Source organism: Curtobacterium sp. MCLR17_036, from assembly GCF_003234445.2.
Classification (GTDB): Bacteria; Actinomycetota; Actinomycetes; order Actinomycetales; family Microbacteriaceae; genus Curtobacterium.
In genome coordinates this window covers 661,491-680,760 of record NZ_CP126269.1, presented here as the reverse complement: position 1 = coordinate 680,760, position 19,270 = coordinate 661,491, and the positions used below count along the sequence as shown (strand labels likewise).

The window sequence follows — 19,270 nt, the reverse complement described above, 5'->3', positions numbered from 1 at the left end:
CCCCGCCAACGAGTTCGCCGTTCCCGAACCATGGGAAACACGCGCACGCTGGGTGCATGTCCGCTCACCTCGCCCATGCACCCGCACCCGCACGTTCCGAGCATGGTGTGCAAGAACGGCGGTTGTTCCGGGAGTTGGAGCGGCCCGGGCTGATCGTGTCGAACCTGACCCCGAACTGGTTCGCATCGATCATGGGGACCGGGATCGTCGCCGTCGCGGCTGCGTCGTTGCCGCTGCAGTTCCCAGGTCTGCGCACTGCGGCGACGGTCGTATGGGCGATCGCCGCGGTCCTGCTCGTCGCCCTCACGATCGCGACGGTGCTGCACTGGATCCGCTACCGGAGCACCGCAGCGAAGCACCACCTGCACCCGGTCATCTCCCACTTCTACGGGGCACCGCCGATGGCGTTCCTCACCGTTGGTGCCGGAACGATCCTGCTCGGCAAGGACTGGATCGGCCTCCCGGCTGCCGTCACCGTCGACTGGGTGCTCTGGAGCATCGGCACCATCGGAGGACTGCTCACGGCAGTGCTCGTGCCGTACCTGGCGTTCACCCGCCACGAGAACACGCCCGACTCCGCGTTCGGCGGTTGGCTGATGCCGATCGTCCCGCCGATGGTGTCCGCCTCCACCGGTGCGCTCCTGCTGCCGTACGCTCCCGCCGGGCAGGCGCGGGAGACGCTGCTGTGGTCCTGCTACGGCTTCTTCGGCCTCAGCCTCATCACGTCGCTGGTGGTGATCACGCTGATCTGGAACCGTCTCGCGCAGCACAAGGTCGGCGCCGCGGGCATGGTCCCGACTCTGTGGATCGTCCTCGGGCCGGTCGGACAGTCGATCACCGCCGTGAACCTCCTCGCATCGAACGCCCCCACCGTTGTCGATGCGAGTACCGCGCATGCCCTGCTGGTCGTGGCGCTGGTGTACGGGTTCGCGATGCTCGGCTTCGCGCTGCTGTGGACCGTCATCGCCCTCGCGATCACCATCCGCACTGCCCGAGAGCACTTGCCGTTCAGCCTGACCTGGTGGTCCTTCACGTTCCCCGTCGGGACCTGCGTCACCGGCCTGAACGGCCTGGCCCTGCACTCCGGACTCACCGTCGTCGCCGTCCTCGCAGTTGTCTACTACGTCGGCCTCGTCGCCGCGTGGATCACCGTTGCCGTCCGCACCTTCCACGGCTCCGTCATCCGAGGCACCCTCCTGGCACCGCCACAGCCGGCGTGAGCACCGCCGAGGAGCTCGCGGACGAGCTCGCGGACGTTCGATCGCTGAACGCCCTCGCCGAGACATGGCGCACCGCACCGGACGGCTCGCGACGGTTCGTCCCGAGCTTCGACCCACGATCCGGCGGCACATCAAGCCGCGTGCTGGTCCTCATGCAGTCGCCCGGCCCGCAGACCATTGCCGCCGCGCACGCGGCGGTCTGCAGCGAGGACAACCCGGGCCCGACCGCGGCCGCGTTCCGCGCAGCCCGCATCGAGTCCGGACTCGCACGCAACGAGTACCTCCGCTGGAACCTCATCCCCTGGGAAGTCCCCGGCCGCGTACGACCTGCGGACATCGACGAGGGGCGACGCGCCCTCGGAGCTTTGCTCGAGGCGCTCCCCGTGCTCGACGCCATCGTCACTTACGGGACCGTTGCCCTTGACGGAGTCATGCGGCATCTCACCCTGGACGAGCACCCCAGACTCATACCCGTCATCGCGGCGCCACACCCCTCTCCCGCCAACGGCCGCCACCGCGCGGAACAACAACGACGTTCCGTGCAAGCACTCCAGCTTGCCGCACTGAAGCGACCGGTGTAGCGAATACGAACGATTCCGCTACAACCGTCCGTTCCGACGGAACGCCAGGGTGTGTGAGCAGCCCAGTCATCTGAGTGTGAGCAGCTGCGCTTGGTGTCGGCTTTTGGGCGGCATTCGGTGTCGCTATGAGGCGGTCGCTTTAGTCGTCATCGTCGTCTTCCACGAGTTCGCCTTCCCACGCCTCGCGTCCTTCGTGGATGGCGAAGAGGGCGATGACGAATCCTGCAACGGGGTCGAGCCAGGCTGCGCCGGTGAGGGTGTAGAGGAGGAGTCCGATGAGGGTCGCGACGCTGAGGAGGACACAGATTCGAGTTTCTGCCGCGTCGGCGAGGATGAGCGGGTCGTCGAGCTTCTTGCCGACTCGGGTCTTGAGTGCGGCGAGGACCGGCATGACGATGATCGAGAGGACCAGCAGCACGATGCTGACCGGGGAGGTCTCCGGTGTTTCGTGGGTGATCAGGCTGCGGATGCCATCGATCACGACGTAGGCGGCGAGGAGGAAGAACGTCACGGCGACGAACTTCAACGTGCGTCGCTCCTTACCCTCGTCCGCTTCGCCGTGGCGGAGCCTGGCGGCGAGGCGGATGCCCACCAGCACGGCGACGATCGATTCGATTCCGGAGTCGATACCGAACCCGATGACGGAAACGAGTCCCGCGGCGATCCCAGCCGTGATGGCGACGATTCCTTCGAGGACGTTGTATGCGACGGTGAACTGCGCGAGGCGGAGCCCTCGTCGGGTGAGCTGCTCCGTTTCGGTTTCGGTGAGCGTGCTCATTCGCCAGCCCTCGCGTCCGAGCCATAGGTGCCGCAGAGATCGACTTGGTAGCCGGTGGCCTGCAGCAGTGTCTCCGCGGACTCGAGGAGGTCCATCAACTCCGGACGGGCGAGGCTGTAGAACACTTGCCGGCCCTGCGCCCGCCCCTCCACGAGTGCGCAGTCGCGAAGGCACGCGACGTGCTCGGAGAGGGTCGATTGGGCAAGACCGAGCTCCGCGACGAGGTCGCTCACGCGAGCTTCCCCGTGGCGGAGTCGGCGCAGGATGCGCAGCCGGGTCGGGTCTGCGAGAGAGTGGAACAGCGATACCGCGGCAAGATCGCCCCGCGCTTCTACGATCGGCATATGCCGATGATATCGGCGTAGCGCGGTTCGTGCGTTCAAGGTCGGCCATTGGTTCTGGGGCGGTGCTTGCTCGATCGTGACCATGGGGATGCCGCCGTCGACCATGCGTTGCAGCGGGCTGCACCTGGGTGTTAGAGGAGCGTGACGTACTGGCCGATGTGTGCGCCGACCGTGTACATCAGCGATGACCACAGTCCGGTGACCATGAGGACACCGATGAGGATCAGCGTGCCACCACCGATCAGGTTCACGGTCCGTAGGTGCCGTTTAACGCGGCTGATCGCGGTGGTGGCCCAGGTGGTTCCAAGGGCGAGGAGGAGGAAGGGGATGCCGAGTCCGAGGCAGTAGGCGATGCCGAGCAGGACGCCGTTCCAGGTGCTCGCGGCTTGCAGGCTCAGCAGGTTGATCGCGGTGAGGGTCGGGCCAAGGCAGGGGGTCCAGCCGAGCCCGAACACGATCCCGAGCAGGGGTGCGCCGGCGATGCCGGTGGCCGGTTTCCATCGTGGTTTGAGGGTGCGCTGCAGGATCCCGAAGCGGCCGATGAACACGAGTCCCATGATGATGACGAAGCCGCCGAGGATCTGCGTGAGCAGGTCGCGCCAGCGGATCAGCCAGAAGCCGGCGGCGCCGAATGCGGCGGCGTAGGCGACGAAGATGACGGTGAAGCCGAGGATGAACAGGAGCACGCCCAGGGTGAGCGTGCTGCGGCGGCGTTGCTCTGCGACACCGCCGATGAAGCCGAGGTACCCGGGGACGAGTGGGAGGACGCATGGTGAGAGGAAGGACACCAGCCCGGCCAGGAGTGCGACCGGCACGGCGATCAGGAGCTGTCCGCTGAGGATCGCTTCCGCGAAGGGGTTCCCGTTCACGCTGATCGCTCCGTGGGCGCGGGCTCGTCCTTGTGCCTGCCCGGCATCAGGAAGCGGATCGCGAATCCGGCGATCCCCAGGGTGGCGAAGATGTCGGCGACGTTGAAGATGGCGAACCAGTCGATGTTGATGAAGTCGACGACTTCGCCGGTGAGTGGCCCGGACTCGGCGCGGGTGATGCGGTCCCAGAGGTTGCCTGCGGCGCCGCCGACGGCGACGCTCATCAGCCCAGTGGCGAGCATGTCGGCGCCGCGCACGGCGCGCACGACTGCCCACGTTGCCAGGCACAACGTCAGGGCGATGATGCCGAGTGCGAGCGGCGGCCCCATCTCGCTGCCGAGGCTGAAAGCGACGCCTGGGTTGAACACGAGCTGGAGGGTCGCACCCGGAGCCAGCTCAATTGTGCGCGACGGGCCGAGGCCGGACAGTGCCCACGCTTTGGTGAGCTGGTCGATGGTGAGCGCGGCCGCGGCGATCAGCAGCACCACGACCACTCGGATGCTTGCTCTCACGAGAGCACGTCGATGAGGCGCACGATCACGCCGGACTCGATCAGGATGTAGAGGCCCAGGCCCGTGAACACGGCGGGCACGAGCCAGTGCTCGATCTTCTCGAGGGCTTCCGTGACGGTCTTGTTCGTCCCCACGAAGCGAGCCACGAGGCACCACACCGCGACGAGCACGAGGAACACCGCAATCGTGACCACGGTGTCCGGGATCGGGGTCGTCCGGAACACCGGCGTGTAGAGGGAGATGTTGTCGGCGCCGTTGGCGATGGTGATCCCGGCGACTCCGAGGACCCCGCCGGCGCGCACTGCCGAGTCGTCGTCATCGTCGTCGTCATCACCGCGTCGTCGCAGAGCACGGACCAACCCCACCAGACCAATACCCAGGGGGATGAGCCCCAGCAGTCCCACCCACTTGTCCGGAACGATGGTGAGCCCCGCAGCAGTGAGGACACTGATCGCGACGAGGGCGATGAAGCCGGCGTACTGACCGACGACGACCTTCCACCCCGGCAACGTTCCACGCGTCGATGCAAGGAACAGAACCGTCAGGACCACGACGTCATCGATGTTGGTGGCAGCAAAGAGACCCACCGCCGCCGCAATCGTGCCGATCATCGGTTCGACTCAACAAGCGGCGGCCGAGACACGGGAACCATCATCCGGCAAGTGATCGTCATACGACGATCATATCGGTATCGACCGATGATCGGCGACGTGCAGCCGGCCGGCTCTCCACAACGCTGCCGCCGGCCCGGAGGCGATCGTCGGCGCGCGATCGGATGGTTGCCGCGGAGCGGGCTGAGTGGGCGCCGCTCACAAGGTGCGCCCGGCATTCGTTGTAAGCCAGGCAATGGGGTCGATTGGGGTGCTGCTGCCGAGCATGACCTGCAGGTGCAGGTGGGCGCCGGTGCTGGCGCCGGTGTTGCCGACGAGGCCGACGAGCTGCCCGACGGCGACGCTCTGCCCGGCATGCAGCGGTGACGAGCCGAAGATCATGTGCGCGTAGAGGGTGGAGATGGTCTGACCGTCGATCTGATGGTCGATGATGACGTACTGGCCGTACTCCGGGTGGGTGCCCGAGATTCGGACGGTGCCGGCGGCGACGGCGCCGATGGGGGTGCCGGCGCCGGGGGTGATGTCGGCGCCCTGGTGGATCGACGAGCACGCCGCGCACGGGGCGAGGCGGGGGCCGAACGGGGAGCTGACCCGGATGCTGCCGGCGACGGGCCAGCGGATATCGCCGGCGCCGGTGTTCACGATCGTCCCGGTGGGCGCGACTGCAGCCGTGCTACCTGCCGCTGCTGTGGCGCTGTTCGTGGTGCTGGTGGTCGTCTTGGTGATCACGGGCTTCACGGCGGGCTTGGTGACGGTGTAGCCGTCCCGGTCAACGGTCACGGTCAGCCCGGTCGCGGTGAAGCTCTGCCCGGTAGCGGACGGGGTGCCGCCGGGCACGGTGACGGCGGGGCCGGTAGATGCCTGCGCGGGAAGCGCCGCGGCGGTGAACAGCGCCATCGCCGCAGCAGCACCGGTCAGCGGAATCGCCGCCAGCGCCCGGGATCGGAACGTCCGCGTCGGAGCCGGCGCGGCCACCGTCACGGCGGGCAGCGGCGGCCGACTCACGACAGCGGGGGTCCGGCGGATGCGGGGCGTCCGCGGAGCGGGGGTGTGTGGCGCGTTCTGCGGCGAGGGCTTCGCGGCGCGTCAGCGGCGTTGCAGTGGGGGTGTGGGGGTGCTGCTGGGGCACAGGCAGGCTCCAAGAAAGACGGCGGACGGGGATGAGCACGTCAGAAGAAACAGGGCCGCTCGGCGGGGTGCTCGAGCGGGAGAGGGGGAAAGCCGGTCGCGGATCGCGGCAGGGAGGGGGGACACCGCCGCGACCCACGGCCGGGGTCACATCGACGCGAGCATGTCCTTCATCTGGCTGATCTGCTCGGTCTGGCTCGACACGATCGACTTCGCCATCGCGACCGCGTCGGTGTTCTTGCCCTTATCGACTTCGGTCTTCGCCATGTCGACAGCGCTGGTGTGGTGCTCGACCATCTGCTGCAGGAACAGCTTCCCGGCGTCCGCCGGGGAGGCACTGTCGAGGGCGTTCATATCGGCGTCGGACATCATCCCGCCCGACATGGAGGAGTGATCCATCCCGGACATGCTCGACATCTCCGTGGGCTCGCCCCAGGCCTTCAACCAGCCGGTCATCGTCTTGATCTCCGGTGCCTGCTCGGCCTTGATTTGCTTCGCGAGCGTGACGACGTCGGGGTCCACGTCGGAGCCCTTGGCGAGGAGCATGTCGCTCATCTCGATGGCCTGCTTGTGGTGCGGCAGCATCCCCTGCGTGAACGTCACGTCCTGGTCATTGTGCGTCGACGAGGACGACGAGGACGACGAGGAGGAGTTGTCCGAGGAGCCGGCGTTGTTGGTGGAGCATCCGGCGAGGGTGAGGCCGATGGTGAGGGCGGCGGTGGCCGCGAGGGTGCGCGTGATGGTGGTGTTCATGGATCCGTTCCCGTGATGCGTCAGGTGTTCCGGGCAGGCGAATACCTGCCCGTGTTCTGGGCATGCGAGAGCTTCCGAAGGGAGCGCTCCCGCCGGGGATGGATCAGATACGGATGATCTGCAGCGCCGTCAGTGATGGCGGCTTGGGTGCCGCGACGCGGCGTGCGACACGGTCCCCGAGGGCGAGGAGGCGTGCGAGGACGTAGAGGACCCCGCCGTTCCGGGTGCGCAGAAGCGCCCACGCGAACAGGGCGATCGTCAGCGCGCAGGCCATCCCCATCAGGGAGCACATCAGCGCGCACAGGCCGCCATCGCAGCCAGCATCACTGAGCACGCTCACCACCGCGCCAGCCGGCGCGGCAGCGTGCTCGGCTGCGTCGCTGTGGGTGTGCTCGGCCGTCATGGCGGTCATGGCGTGCTCGCCGGTGGTCGCGTGGCCGAGCATGCTGTGCATCAGGACCGTGAACCCGACCAGCAGCAGCAACGCCAGCACCGCCGTGGCCTGCAGCAGCAGGCGGCGGCGCGTGGTGTTCGCGGTGGTGAGCATGCGGATCCGTACTGATGACTGGTCGGGGTGCGGGTTCTATGGTGCAGGACGAGCGCTGAGAGGACAACCGCCCCGTCTGGCGGGCGGAGAGCTGGTTAGGCGCGCACGAGGCGGGCGATCGCGTCGGAGGCTTCCTTCAGCTTCACCGCCGCCTCGTCGCCGCCTTCGGCGACGGCGTCGGTGACGCAGTGCGCGAGGTGGTCATCCAGCAGGCCGAGCGCGACGGATTGCAGCGCCTTCGTCATCGCGGACACCTGGGTGAGGATGTCGATGCAGTACTGCTCCTCATCGACCATCCGCTGCAGGCCGCGGGCTTGCCCCTCGATGCGGCGCAACCGTTTCAGGTAGTCCTCCTTCGCGGTGATGTACCCGTGGTGGTGCTCTGCTGCGGGCGCGGTGGTGTCGGTCATGGACGCTCCTCGGGGTTCACCGATTACGGTAGCGGCGCTCATGCCGCCGTCGACCAATCGAACGGGGTCGGCGCGATCGGCGTACCGGACCCACGGGTGATGACGATGGCGATGTCCTGCTGGTCCTGCAGTTCCAGATCCGGCAGCGGCGTGGTGGTGCGGGTGCCGTTGACGAACACGGCGACGTGCCGGTCGTTCTTCCCGTCGACGTACCCGCCGACCTGCCCGTCTCGCAAGGTCACGTCCCACTCGGTAAAGAGCTGTCCGAGGGTGAACGGCTGCACCTTCGCGGACTCGACGTGCACGATGCCGGAGGTGTCGTGGGTGTGGAGTGCAGACATGCCGCCCCGCTGCACGTCGACGCCGATGTTCGCCGGCACCGCCACCGGCTCCCCGTCCACGGACACGGACAGATGCTGATGGGTGTGCAGCGCCGCACCTTCCATCCCCGCCACCTCGAGCCCGGCAGCCTTCGCCCGCGCCGCCGCATCCGCGGGGGCCGGCCACGGCGGTGCCGCCGTCGCTCCGGACGCTGTTGGCGCCGTGTCGTTGCCACGGATCAGCGCGGCGACCGTGATCGTGGTGACCGCGGCGAGGACGACGACCACGGCGGCGCCCAGCAGCCACCACCGGCGGGTGCGACTGCGCTGCTGTTCCGCTCTGCGGTCAGCGGCTTTCCGCCGCGCCTCTTCGCGCCGATCAGTTCTGCTCGCCATCACGTCCTCTTTCCGGATGCCGGTTCGGCGGATTGGGAACACATCCGCCCGACCGGCGTTACACTCGCTACGGTACCCCCCTAGGGTACCTGATGAACGTGAACGACGAAGGGATCACCACGATGAGCGAGCAGCTGACGAACACGTACGCCATCACGGGCATGACGTGCGGGCACTGCGTGATGAGTGTCAACGAGGAACTCGCCGCCGTGCCGGACGTCACGGACGTGACGATCGACCTCAACGTCGGCGGTGTCTCCACCGCTCGGGTGACCAGCACCCGCAACCTGCCGCAGGAGGAAGTCTCCGCCGCTGTGGAGGAGGCCGGCTACACGTTGGTCGCATCATGACCACGACCAGCACCCCGCCGGTTGAGCTGACCATCGAGGGGATGACCTGCGCGTCGTGCGCGAACCGGATCGAGCGGAAGCTGAACAAGCTGCCCGGCGTGACCGCGAGCGTGAACTACGCCACCGAAAGCGCCTCCGTCACGCTCCCCGCGGACCTCGCTGTCGACGACGCGATCCGGACCATTGAAGCGGCCGGGTACGGCGCGCACCTGCCCGAACCGGCCGGCGCGGACACCGACGAGCTCGCGCCGCTGCGTCGGCGCCTGATCGTGTCCACGGTGCTCGCCGTCCCGGTGGTGGCGCTGTCGATGGTCCCGGTCCTGCAGTTCCCGGGATGGCAGTGGGCCGTTCTGGTGCTGGCGCTGCCGGTCGCTGTGTGGGGTGCGTGGCCGTTCCATCGTGCTGCCGCGATCAACGCCCGGCATGGGGCCGCGACGATGGACACCCTCGTCAGCGTCGGCGTCGCCGCCGCGACCGTGTGGTCCGTCTGGGCGCTGGTGTTCGGCGGCGCCGGGCACATCGGGATGCGGATGGCGTTCTCCTGGTTCCCGCACCCGGGCGCGGCTCCGGAGCCGTACTTCGAAGTCGCCGCCGCGGTGACGGTGTTCCTCCTCGCCGGCCGGTACTTCGAGGCCCGCGCGAAGGACCGCTCCGGCGCCGCCCTGCAGGCGCTCCTCGCCTTGGGTGCACCGACTGCCCGGGTGCTCCGAGACGGTGTCGAAACCGAGGTGCCGACCGCAGCACTACAGGTCGGGGATCGGTTCGTGGTCCGTCCGGGTGAACGCATCGCCACCGACGGAACCATCACTGATGGCACGAGCGCGATCGACACCAGCGTGATGACCGGTGAAGCGGTCCCCGTCGAGGCCGGCCCCGGCGACACTGTCACCGGTGCGACCGTGAACGTCGGCGGCCGACTCATCGTCGAAGCCACCCGCGTCGGTCACGACACGGAGCTTGCCCGCATCGGCCGGCTCGTCGTGTCCGCGCAGACCGGCAAGGCCGAGGTGCAGCGCCTCGCCGACCGGGTCTCCGCCGTGTTCGTCCCGATCGTCATGGGCCTGGCGGTGCTGACCCTCGTCGGGTGGCTGCTGCTCACCGGCGACGTGCAAGCCGCGTTCACCGCCGCCGTTGCGACCCTGGTGATCGCCTGCCCCTGCGCCCTGGGGCTGGCAACTCCGACCGCGCTGCTCGTCGGCACCGGACGTGGCTCCCAGCTCGGGATCCTCATCCGCGGACCCCAGGTCCTCGAGGCCACCCGCCGGATCGACACCGTCGTGCTCGATAAGACCGGCACCGTCACCACCGGCAAGATGAGCGTCCACCAGGTGACCGCCGTCGGTGGGGAAACCGACACCCGGGTGCTCGCCCTCGCCGCCGCCGCGGAAGCAGGATCCGAACACCCGATCGCCCGCGCCATCACCGCAGCCGCCACCGACCACCCCACCGCGGAATCGTTCCAGTCCACCGCCGGGCTCGGCGTCCAAGCCGTCGTCGACGGCACCCTCGTGTTCGTCGGCCGACCCGCCTGGTTGGCCGAACAGTGGGCCATCAGCATCCCCGAAGCGGTCACGGACGCGGTCCGGACCGCAGAGCGGGGCGGCGCGACCGCGGTCGTTGTCGCATGGGACGGCGCAGCCCGCGGCGTCATCAGCGTCGCGGACACCATCGCGCCGACTAGCCCGGACGCGATCCGTCGCCTGCACGACATGGGGCTGCGCACGATCATGCTCACCGGCGACGCTAAAGACGTCGCCCGGACGGTCGCCGCCGAGGTCGGCATCGACGACGTCGAAGCTGAGGTGCGACCCGAAGACAAGTACCGGACCGTCATCCGGCTGCAGCAGCAGGGCCGGTCCGTGGCGATGATCGGCGACGGCGTCAACGATGCCGCCGCTCTCGCCGCCGCGGATCTTGGGATCGCGATGGGTAGCGGCACCGACGCGGCCATGGAAGCCGCCGACATCACCCTCATCCGAGCGGACCTGAGCGCCGCGGCGGACGCGATCGCGCTCGCCCGCCGCACCCTCGGCACGATCAAGGTGAACCTGTTCTGGGCCTTCGCCTACAACGTTGCCGCGATCCCGCTCGCGATGGCGGGACTGCTGAACCCGATGATCGCCGGCGCAGCCATGGCCCTGTCGTCGGTTTTCGTCGTCAGCAACAGCCTTCGACTCCGCACCTTCCACACTCGATAGGAGCGACATGGACACCCACGAACACCACAGCATGACCGACCACGACAGCCACCAGAACCACGGCGGTCATGCGCCGACGACGTGGTCGATGGCCGCGCAAGCAACACTGCACTGCCTCACGGGCTGCGCCATCGGTGAAGTGCTCGGCATGGTCATCGGCACCGCGACCGGTCTGCACAACACCGGCACGATCATCCTGTCGATCGTCCTCGCGTTCATCTTCGGCTACGCCCTCACCATGCGCGGGGTGATCCGGTCCGGGCTGAGCTTTTCCGCCGCGTTCAAGGTCGCCCTCGCCGCCGATACTGTCTCCATCGCCGTGATGGAGATCATCGATAACACCGTCATCGTCGCGGTTCCCGGCGCCATGGACGCGCAACTGAACAACTGGCTGTTCTGGGGGTCGCTCGCGTTCTCCCTGGCGGTGGCATTCGTCGTCACCACCCCCATCAACCGTTGGATGATCAGTCGCGGCCTCGGCCACGCCGTCGTCCACGGCCACCACTGACACCAGCACCCCACCGAGCACCCGAACCAGCGCTCAGAGATGAACATCACGATGCAGATCACCCTGCAGTACTTCGATGGCTGCCCAAACTGGCAGATCACGGAAGAACGCCTCGCCACGATCGCGGCCGAACGCTCCGACGTCACGGTGACGCGGCAGTTCATCGCAACCCAAGCCGAGGCAGAAGCCTGGGACTTCCACGGCTCCCCGTCGGTGCTGATCGACGGCGCTGCACTATTCCCCACACCGGACGGACCGCCCGGTCTGTCATGCCGGATGTACCTCACTCCTGACGGGCTCGCGGGCTCCCCAACCCTCGGCCAGCTCCGCGACGCGATCGCCGAACACGCCAACTGACCCGAGGCGAGGGCTCTCGCCAGTCATCGGGATGGGAGCCCTCGCCCCTCGGCTCAGCTGCGTCCCGGCGTGAGCCCTGGAGCCTCCGTGGTTAGCGTGAGCCCTGGAGCCTCCGTGGTTGTTAGAAGGATCCCCAGTCAGGACGCCGTACAGCAGCTCGACGCTGCGGGCTCTGCCAGAGATGGAACCGCCGGAGCGGCGCAGCAGGAGGAGGATCCGCCAACATCGGTGCTGCACACCCCGGTCGCCGGGAGGACGAGCTGCACCAGCCGGGCAGCGTCGCGGTCGCCAGCAAGCTCCGCGGCAATGGAACGGACTTGCTCGTACCCGGTGAGGAGCAGGAACGTGGGTGCGCGGCCATAGGACTTCATGCCGGCGATGAAGAAGTTCGGCTCCGGATGCGCGAGCTCAGCGACGCCGTGCGGGGGCACGGACCCGCAGGAGTGCAGGTTCGGGTCGATCAGCGGTGCGAGGGCTCGGGGTGCTTCAACGATGTCGTCGAGACCGAGCCGTATCTCGCGGAGCATGTCGAGGTCGGGCCGGAACCCGGTCGCGTTCACGATCACGTCGACGGTCACCGCGAACGGCGCTCCAGCGCGGCGGCCGGTGACGGTGACCTGGTCGCCGTCGGGTCGGACGTCGTCGATCTCGTACGAGGCGATCTGCTGCACCTGCCCGGACTCGACGAGCCCGTGGACGGTGGAGCCGAGCTGACCGCGGGCGGCGAGCCCGTCCGCGGCCTCGGCGCCGAGCCGGGCTGTGCCGGCGTTCCGGACAGCCCACAGCACGTGGGTACCCGGCGCGGTCTTGGCGAGGCTGGCGAGCTTGATGAGCGTGTTCGCTGCGGAGTGGCCGGCACCAACGACGAGGACCCGCTTCCCCGAGAACCGGGCCCGGTCGGCGCCGAGGACGTCAGGCAGTGCGTGGACGACCCGGGCGCCGAGGTCCGCGACGGGTGCGAGCCCGGCGGCAGCGAGGGGGTTCGGGGACGTGTAGGTGCCCGAGGTGTCGACGACCGCACGCGCGCTCACGTCGTGCGCGCCGTCGGCGGTGTGGAGGCGGAGCAGGAACGGGGTGTCGGCGCGGCCGGTGGAGCGGGTGCGGTCCTTGCCCTGCCGTGACACCGCCTCCACCCGGGTGCCGTAGCGGATCACCGGTGCGAGCTGTGGGGTCGCTGCCAGGGGCGCCAGGTACGTGTCGACGAGGTCCTGGCCAGTGGGCAACGACGCCGCTCGAGGCGCTTCCCAGCCGGTGGCTTCCAGGAGACGCTGCGCGGCAGGGTCAATGACGTACTGCCACGGGGAGAACAGACGCGTGTGCCCCCAAGCGCGGACGCTCGTCCCAACCGTCGGGCCAGCTTCGTAGACGACGACGTCGAGGCCGCGCTCGAGGAGGTGCGCGGCGGCAGCGAGCCCGACGGGGCCGGCCCCGATGACCGCAACGGGGAGTCCGGTGAGGCGGTCCGCGGCGGTGCGGGGTGGGACGGTGAGGGTGAGCGTCATGGTCTGCGGCTTCCTGGTCGTTACGCGGTTGCTTCGGTGGGCAGCAGCTCGGCGAGGAGCGTCTGGACGCGGTGCTTGATGTCGTCCCGGATGGGGCGGACGTCCTCGATGCCGCGGCCCGCCGGGTCGGTGAGGTCCCAGTCCTCGTACCGCTTGCCGGGGAAGATCGGGCAGGCATCGCCGCAGCCCATCGTGATGACGGCGTCGGAGTCGCGGACGGCGTCGGTGGTGAGGATCTTCGGCTGGTTGCCGGCGATGTCGATGCCCTCTTCGGCCATCGCCTGGATCGCGATCGGGTTGATCTGGTCCTTCGGCTCGGAGCCGGCGGAGAGGACCTCGACGCGGTCGCCACCGAGGGCCTGGGCGTAGCCGGCGGCCATCTGGGAGCGTCCGGCGTTGTGGACACAGACGAACAGGATCGTGGGCTTGTCACTCATGGGTGTGTGTCTTTCCGGGTTCAGTGGATGAGGGTGAGCCAGCCGGCGAGGGCGGCGAGGGTGACGGCGAGGACGGGAATGGTGAGGACGATGCCGGTGCGGAAGTACTGCCCCCACCCGATGTGGATGCCCTTCTTCTCCAGCACGTGCAACCACAGCAGGGTCGCGAGGGAGCCGATGGGGGTGATCTTCGGGCCGAGGTCGGAGCCGATGACGTTGGCGTAGACCATCACCTCGTACGTGAGCCCGGTCGCGCCGGCACCGCCGATGGCGAGGGCGGCGATGAGGACGGTGGGCATGTTGTTCATCAGGGACGCGAGGATCGCGATGGTGAACCCGACGCCGAGCGCGGTGACGAGGACCCCGTGGTCACCGAACACGTCGAACAGCGTCGCGAGGTGGTCGGTGAGGCCCTGGTTCTGGAGGCCGTAGACGACGAGGTACATGCCGATGGAGAACAGCACGATCTGCCACGGCGCCTCCCGGATCGTCTTCCACACCGGAATCACCCGCCCCGAAGGAGCACCCGGCCCGGTGCTGCCTGCGCTGACGGTGGCAGTACCGCCGGTCGTGACCAGAACCGGTGCGGCCTGGGCGCGGGCGAAGAGGAACGCGGGCTGCCGTGCGGCGACGAGCACGATGATGACGGCTCCGACGCCGGCGACGGCCGCGAGCGGGACGCCGAGCGGGTCGGCGGCGAAGTAGCCGACCAGCAGCAGCGCCAGGACGACCCAGCCAGCGCGGAACGTCGCACGGTCCGTGATCGCCGCGGCGGGGCTGGTGAGGGCGAGAACGTCGTACCGCTTCGGGATGCTCCTGCCGAAGTAGAGCAGCAGCATCCCGAGGGAAGCAAGGACGGAGACGATGCCGACGGGGATCATGACGGCGGCGTACTCGGCGAAGCCGAGGTGGAAGTAGTCGGCGGAGACGATGTTGACCAGGTTCGACACCACCAGCGGCAGGCTGCCGGTGTCGGCGATGAACCCCGTGGCGAGGATGAACCCGAGCGCCGCCTTCCGCGGCATGTTCAGTGCTCGGAGCATCCCGACGACGATCGGGGTGAGGATCAGCGCGGCCCCGTCGTTGGCGAACACCGCCGCGATGACGGCACCGAGGCCGACGATCAGGACGAACAGCAGCCGTCCGTTGCCGCGGCCCCAGCGGGCGACGTGCAGGGCCGCCCACTCGAAGAACCCGGCCTCGTCGAGGATCAACGAGATCAGCACCACCGCGACGAACGTCAGCGTCGCGTTCCACACGATCCCGACCACTGTCGGGACGTCGGAGAGGCCGACGACGGTGGTGGCGAGGGCGATGACGGCGCCGATGAGCGCGGTGTAGCCGATCGGGAAGCCCTTGGGCTGCCAGATCACCACCACGAGCGTCGCGACGAAGATCGCCGCCGCGACCACAGCCATCACCATCAGGCGCTCACCCCGGCCTGGTTCGCTGCAGCGGCGGCGCGTTCCCAGCCCTGCGCGGCGACCTGCACGGCGTCCCACGGGGACCCGAGCGGCGGCGTGTAGCTGAGGTCGAGGTCGATGACGTCGTCCACGGTGAGTTCCGCGTGGAGGGCGGTGGCGAACGTGTCGATGCGCTTGCTGATCTCCGCGGTCCGCTGACCGACGATCTGCGCGCCGAGGAGCCGACCGGTGGCCTGGTCGCCGGTGACGCTGATCGTCAGCGGGACGGCGCCCGGGTAGTACCGCTTGTGGTCATCCGCGACCGTCACCCGCGTCAGCGGCGACACGTCCAGAGGGCCGGTCTCGTGCTGGCGGAGGCCGGTGCGGGCGGCAACGAGGTCGAACACCTTCACCACTTGCGTCCCCACGGAGCCGGCGAAGACCCTGCTGCCGCCGAGCATGTTCTCCCCGGCGACGCGACCCTGCTTGTGCGCGGTCGTACCGAGCGGCAACCAGGTTGTGCCGAGGAGGCGGTGGTGCGTCACGACGCAGTCACCTGCCGCCCACACGTGCGGCATCCCGGTGCGCATGGACTCGTCGACCACGATCGCGCCAGCCTGCCCGAGCCGTGCCCCAGCGGCGACCGCAAGGCCCGTGGCCGGGCGGACACCGACACAGACCACGACGAGCGCGAACGTGCCCTCCGCGTCACCGGACGTGGAGGTCGTGGCGACGCGCCACTGCCCACCGCCTGCCGGGGTAATCCCGGTGACGGTCAACCCCGTCAGGACGGTTGCGCCGTGTCGGCGGACCTCGGCGGTCGCGAGGGAACCGAGTTCGGGGTCGAGGGTGGAGAGCACTTCCGGGCCGCGCTGGATCAGCGTCGTGTCGAAGCCACGGGCGACGAGCCCTTCGGTCATCTCCAGGCCGATGTACCCGGCGCCGACTACTGCCACTCGGCTCCCCGCCGGCAGCAGCTCGAGGGCAGCGACGACCTGCTCGGCGTCAGTCATCGAGTGCAGCAGGTGGATGCCCGGTTCCCCGAACGGCACCCCGGCCGGACGCACCGGTTCAGCACCAGTGCCGATCAGCAGCTGGTCGTAGGAGATCTCCTCATCCCCGGCGGGACTGGTCACGGTGAGGCGGCGGCGGTCGACGTCGACTGCGGAAGCCCAGGTGGAGGAGCGGACGGTCATGCCGGCGGCTTCGAGGTCCGTGCGGGTGCGGTGCGCGAGGGACGCTTCCGTGGCGACGTCGCTGGAGACCCAGTACGGGATGCCGCAGATGGAGAAGTTCGGGAACTCGTCGGCGAGGACCACCGTCACATCGGTGGTCGGGTCGAGTTCGCGGGCGCGGAGCGCTGCGGCGATGCCGGCGTCGCTGCCGCCGACGGCGAGGAGGTGAGTCATCAGGCTGGTCCTTCACGGATCGAGCGGGAGCCGAGGGCCGGCGCGTACATCGAAGCACGTCGATATCGATGAGTGCAAATATAGACGCGTGTCAAAGTCCGTGGGAGGATGAGCCCATGACGATCGAACTGCTTCCCATCCAGGACGTCACCGCGTGCTGCTCGCCCGTCACCACCGAGGCGATGGACCAGGCGTCCGCGGAGGTCCTCGCGAAGTCGCTCAAGGCGATCGCCGACCCGGCACGACTCCGGCTGATCTCGATGGTCGCCGCTCACGAGGGCGCGGAAGCGTGCGTCTGCGACCTGCAGGAACCGCTCGGGCTGTCCCAGCCGACCGTGTCACACCACCTCAAGGTGCTCGTCGACGCCGGGATCCTCCACCGCGAGAAGCGCGGCACCTGGGCCTACTTCTCACTCGTCCCCGGCGCGCTCGACACCCTCGCCGGCCTCATCACCGCACCGACGCGCTAACCCTCGGCCGCGCGGTTACCTTCTCCGGGGACGCCGAGCAGTTGCCCCGATGCCGTCGGCGATGACGCACTGCGTGCTGCAGTGCTCGTCACGGTCCGGGCATCCGGCGAAGTCCTGATCCGCTTGCGCCAACCGCCCGCGGAGCTGTTGCAGGCGAGCGATCTTGTCGTCGATCTCCTGAAGACGTCGAGCGAGGACGGGCCGCATGGTGTCGCGGACGTCCGTGCAGGATCGGGGGTCAACCGTGACGAGGTGCTCGGCGACGTCGACGAGGGAGAGGCCGAGCTCTTTGCTCGCCTGGATGAACCCGACCCGCTCGATCGCGGCGTCGTCGTAATCGCGGTACCCGTTCTCGAGCCGGCGGCTGCCGATCAGGCCAAGGGACTCGTAGTACCGCAGCGTGGTCGCAGCGACACCGGTTCTGCGGCTGGCTTCCGAGATGCGCACGTCAGCAGCGTACGGCTTGACCTTCCAGCGCACTGGAACGCCCCCGATGCGGCCGGAGCGTTCCGGTGAAGCGGCTCGTCTCCGCGATGGAGGATCACCAGATCCTGCTCTACCTGGCCGCGATCGCCATCGGCGCCGGAGCAGGACTAGTGCTGCCCGGAGCGGAGCACCTCGAGGTCGGTATCAACCCCGTCCTCGGCCTCCTGCTCTACGCGACGTTCCTCGGGGTGCCATTCGCCGCGATCGGACGAGCGGTCCGAGATGTTCGCTTCCTCGGCACAGTCCTCGTGCTGAACTTCGTCGTCGTGCCGGTCGTGGTGTTCGTCCTGTCCAGGTTCGTTGCCGGCGACCCGCCACTGCTCTTCGGCGTGCTGCTGGTGCTGCTGACACCCTGCATCGACCACGTCATCGTGTTCTCCGGCCTCGCCGGCGGTGCGTCCGCGCGACTCCTCGCGGCGGCACCCCTCCTGATGCTGGTGCAGATCCTGCTGCTCCCCGTCTACCTGCTGCTGTTCATCGGCCCCACTGGGGTCGCCGCAGTCGAGATCGGACCGTTCGTCGAAGCGTTCCTCGTCCTGATCGTCCTGCCGCTGGTCGCGGCCGCGGCGACGCAGGCACTCGCGAAGCGGGCGAGGATCGGCCAGCGTGTCGAGGGGCTGATGCAGGGCCTAATGGTGCCCCTGATGATGGCGACCCTGTTCGTTGTCGTCGCCTCACAAGCGGGAGCGGTCGCCGAGAACGTCAGCCGACTCATCCTGCTGGTACCCATCTACGGGGCGTTCCTGGTGGTGATGGCCGTGCTCGGGATGATCGCCGGCAAGATCACCAGGCTCGACGTCCCCAGCCGGCGCGCGCTGGTGTTCAGCGGCGCAACGCGGAACTCCCTCGTCGTCCTCCCGCTTGCGCTCGCACTCCCACCAGACCTCGGGCTCGCACCGGTCGTCGTGGTAACCCAGACGCTCGTCGAGCTCGTCGGCATGATCATCTACGTCCGCGCCGTGCCCGCACTGATTCCGACCGCAGTGGAACCGACGCAGCGGTAGCTCGGGAAGGGTTGCACACGGTCCACTCCTCGTGTCAGAATCGTCCTGCGTTCATAGTGCGCGCCTGCAGCCGGTCCTCTGGATCGGCTTTTTTCATGCCCGGTCGCTCCGCTACTGTGGGATCGCTCGGTACGCGTCTGCCCGGAACCTCCCGGGTGTCGCATCCGCTCTGTACGCTGACACTCAAGACAGCACGATGCTGTCTCCGGCCGGCCCTCTCGGGACCGGCTTTTTTCATGTCCTGATCTGACTCGGGCATCCGTGGGAAGCGCTCGTCGCTCCTGCCATCCGCCGCCGCGCCCTTCGTTGCGCGTCGGTGCCCTCATGCCCCCACTCGAAGCCGGGTGGGTTCTGGCCGCATCTGGCCAATCCCGAAGGAGGCATCATGCCCATCACCGACACGGTGGACATGCTGATGGCCTCCGGTGGTACCGCTGCCCTGACCGGCGTCATCGCCGTCGTCGGTGGCGTGCTCGGTGTCGTCCTGCCCAAGCAGGTCGTCGCACTGATCCAGCACGTCATCGATGTCATCGACGACCGCACGCTGGCCAAGGATCCCGAGCGTGCTCGCATCGTCGCAGAACTGCGTCGAGCACGCCGCGGGCAGAAGTAACCGCCGGTTCAAAAAGCCGTCCCTCGTTCGGCCAGGAGAACTCTGTCTATCGGATGTACCATAA

The 19,270-nt window shown here is 68.5% G+C and carries 24 protein-coding genes; 9 read left to right on the top strand and 15 right to left on the bottom strand.

From position 1 onward, the window contains the following. Window positions 1-122: 122 nt before the first annotated feature. Window positions 123-1,220 (top strand): TDT family transporter, encoded by a 1,098-nt coding sequence (locus DEI99_RS03225; RefSeq protein ID WP_254700853.1) that lies wholly within the window; start codon window positions 123-125, stop codon window positions 1,218-1,220. Further along, window positions 1,217-1,801: a uracil-DNA glycosylase family protein gene (locus DEI99_RS03220; protein WP_079238225.1), complete on the top strand. Its 585-nt coding sequence runs from the start codon at window positions 1,217-1,219 to the stop codon at window positions 1,799-1,801. The genes DEI99_RS03225 and DEI99_RS03220 overlap by 4 nt, the downstream gene beginning before the upstream one ends. 139 nt (window positions 1,802-1,940) lie before the next feature. On the opposite strand, the gene DEI99_RS03215 is transcribed toward DEI99_RS03220, so the two are convergent. From DEI99_RS03215 to DEI99_RS03170, 10 genes are all read right to left on the bottom strand, one after another. Continuing rightward, entirely contained in the window at window positions 1,941-2,579 is a 639-nt protein-coding gene (locus DEI99_RS03215) for a cation diffusion facilitator family transporter (protein WP_079238224.1), read from the bottom strand. Then, the gene (locus DEI99_RS03210; RefSeq protein ID WP_079238223.1) at window positions 2,576-2,923 is read right to left on the bottom strand and encodes an ArsR/SmtB family transcription factor; all 348 of its coding nucleotides are present in this window, start codon (window positions 2,921-2,923) and stop codon (window positions 2,576-2,578) included. The genes DEI99_RS03215 and DEI99_RS03210 overlap by 4 nt, the downstream gene beginning before the upstream one ends. 131 nt (window positions 2,924-3,054) lie before the next feature. Continuing rightward, on the bottom strand, window positions 3,055-3,792 hold the full coding sequence (locus DEI99_RS03205; RefSeq protein ID WP_099051938.1) for a cytochrome c biogenesis CcdA family protein: 738 nt from the start codon (window positions 3,790-3,792) through the stop codon (window positions 3,055-3,057). After that, complete coding sequence (locus DEI99_RS03200) at window positions 3,789-4,280, bottom strand: signal peptidase II (RefSeq protein WP_158521905.1); 492 nt, start codon at window positions 4,278-4,280, stop codon at window positions 3,789-3,791. The genes DEI99_RS03205 and DEI99_RS03200 overlap by 4 nt, the downstream gene beginning before the upstream one ends. A 20-nt stretch (window positions 4,281-4,300) precedes the next feature. After that, window positions 4,301-4,915, bottom strand: coding sequence for a cadmium resistance transporter (locus DEI99_RS03195; protein ID WP_079238222.1), 615 nt, complete (start codon window positions 4,913-4,915; stop codon window positions 4,301-4,303). A gap of 198 nt (window positions 4,916-5,113) precedes the next feature. After that, window positions 5,114-5,920 (bottom strand): M23 family metallopeptidase, encoded by an 807-nt coding sequence (locus DEI99_RS03190; protein WP_123937981.1) that lies wholly within the window; start codon window positions 5,918-5,920, stop codon window positions 5,114-5,116. 270 nt (window positions 5,921-6,190) lie between these two features. Continuing rightward, window positions 6,191-6,796, bottom strand: coding sequence for a DUF305 domain-containing protein (locus tag DEI99_RS03185; protein WP_079238220.1), 606 nt, complete (start codon window positions 6,794-6,796; stop codon window positions 6,191-6,193). A gap of 103 nt (window positions 6,797-6,899) precedes the next feature. Beyond that, entirely contained in the window at window positions 6,900-7,343 is a 444-nt protein-coding gene (locus tag DEI99_RS03180) for a hypothetical protein (protein ID WP_096897504.1), read from the bottom strand. A 95-nt stretch (window positions 7,344-7,438) separates the two neighbouring features. Further along, entirely contained in the window at window positions 7,439-7,753 is a 315-nt protein-coding gene (locus DEI99_RS03175; RefSeq protein WP_079238218.1) for a metal-sensitive transcriptional regulator, read from the bottom strand. A gap of 38 nt (window positions 7,754-7,791) precedes the next feature. Next, window positions 7,792-8,469, bottom strand: a complete 678-nt coding sequence (locus DEI99_RS03170; protein WP_181434500.1) for a hypothetical protein — start codon at window positions 8,467-8,469, stop codon at window positions 7,792-7,794. A gap of 92 nt (window positions 8,470-8,561) precedes the next feature. Here DEI99_RS03170 and DEI99_RS03165 point away from each other — a divergent pair, with 92 nt between their 5' ends. From DEI99_RS03165 to DEI99_RS03150, 4 genes are read left to right on the top strand one after another with little or no spacing between them, the layout of a single operon-like run. Then, window positions 8,562-8,819, top strand: a complete 258-nt coding sequence (locus DEI99_RS03165) for a heavy-metal-associated domain-containing protein (RefSeq protein ID WP_243648838.1) — start codon at window positions 8,562-8,564, stop codon at window positions 8,817-8,819. After that, window positions 8,816-11,017: a heavy metal translocating P-type ATPase gene (locus tag DEI99_RS03160; RefSeq protein WP_079238216.1), complete on the top strand. Its 2,202-nt coding sequence runs from the start codon at window positions 8,816-8,818 to the stop codon at window positions 11,015-11,017. Before DEI99_RS03165 ends, DEI99_RS03160 begins: the two co-directional genes overlap by 4 nt. Before the next feature lie 7 nt (window positions 11,018-11,024). Beyond that, window positions 11,025-11,525, top strand: a complete 501-nt coding sequence (locus DEI99_RS03155; protein WP_079238215.1) for a DUF4396 domain-containing protein — start codon at window positions 11,025-11,027, stop codon at window positions 11,523-11,525. 51 nt (window positions 11,526-11,576) lie between these two features. Next, on the top strand, window positions 11,577-11,882 hold the full coding sequence (locus tag DEI99_RS03150; RefSeq protein WP_079239173.1) for a thioredoxin family protein: 306 nt from the start codon (window positions 11,577-11,579) through the stop codon (window positions 11,880-11,882). 137 nt (window positions 11,883-12,019) lie between these two features. On the opposite strand, the gene DEI99_RS03145 is transcribed toward DEI99_RS03150, so the two are convergent. Genes DEI99_RS03145 through DEI99_RS03130 form a run of 4 tightly spaced genes read right to left on the bottom strand, consistent with a single transcriptional unit; the run spans window position 12,020 to window position 16,633 of the window. Beyond that, on the bottom strand, window positions 12,020-13,384 hold the full coding sequence (locus DEI99_RS03145) for an FAD-dependent oxidoreductase (protein ID WP_111042542.1): 1,365 nt from the start codon (window positions 13,382-13,384) through the stop codon (window positions 12,020-12,022). Between the two features lie 20 nt (window positions 13,385-13,404). Then, window positions 13,405-13,821: an arsenate reductase ArsC gene (locus DEI99_RS03140; protein ID WP_079238213.1), complete on the bottom strand. Its 417-nt coding sequence runs from the start codon at window positions 13,819-13,821 to the stop codon at window positions 13,405-13,407. A gap of 20 nt (window positions 13,822-13,841) precedes the next feature. After that, window positions 13,842-15,245 (bottom strand): arsenic transporter, encoded by a 1,404-nt coding sequence (locus DEI99_RS03135; RefSeq protein ID WP_284180936.1) that lies wholly within the window; start codon window positions 15,243-15,245, stop codon window positions 13,842-13,844. Further along, window positions 15,245-16,633 carry an FAD-dependent oxidoreductase gene (locus DEI99_RS03130; RefSeq protein ID WP_079238212.1) on the bottom strand — a complete coding sequence of 463 codons (1,389 nt, stop codon included), beginning with the start codon at window positions 16,631-16,633 and terminating at the stop codon, window positions 15,245-15,247. The genes DEI99_RS03135 and DEI99_RS03130 overlap by 1 nt, the downstream gene beginning before the upstream one ends. A gap of 116 nt (window positions 16,634-16,749) precedes the next feature. Between DEI99_RS03130 and DEI99_RS03125 the strand changes: the two genes are divergently transcribed. Next, window positions 16,750-17,103 carry an ArsR/SmtB family transcription factor gene (locus DEI99_RS03125; protein WP_079238211.1) on the top strand — a complete coding sequence of 118 codons (354 nt, stop codon included), beginning with the start codon at window positions 16,750-16,752 and terminating at the stop codon, window positions 17,101-17,103. A 15-nt stretch (window positions 17,104-17,118) separates the two neighbouring features. Here the strand turns inward: DEI99_RS03125 and DEI99_RS03120 are convergent, their stop codons facing one another. Beyond that, window positions 17,119-17,583, bottom strand: coding sequence for a MerR family transcriptional regulator (locus tag DEI99_RS03120; RefSeq protein ID WP_220037169.1), 465 nt, complete (start codon window positions 17,581-17,583; stop codon window positions 17,119-17,121). A 53-nt stretch (window positions 17,584-17,636) separates the two neighbouring features. Here DEI99_RS03120 and DEI99_RS03115 point away from each other — a divergent pair, with 53 nt between their 5' ends. Beyond that, window positions 17,637-18,593: a bile acid:sodium symporter gene (locus DEI99_RS03115; protein ID WP_079239171.1), complete on the top strand. Its 957-nt coding sequence runs from the start codon at window positions 17,637-17,639 to the stop codon at window positions 18,591-18,593. 385 nt (window positions 18,594-18,978) lie between these two features. Next, window positions 18,979-19,206 carry a hypothetical protein gene (locus DEI99_RS03110; RefSeq protein WP_079238209.1) on the top strand — a complete coding sequence of 76 codons (228 nt, stop codon included), beginning with the start codon at window positions 18,979-18,981 and terminating at the stop codon, window positions 19,204-19,206. The last annotated feature ends 64 nt before the right edge of the window (window positions 19,207-19,270 follow it).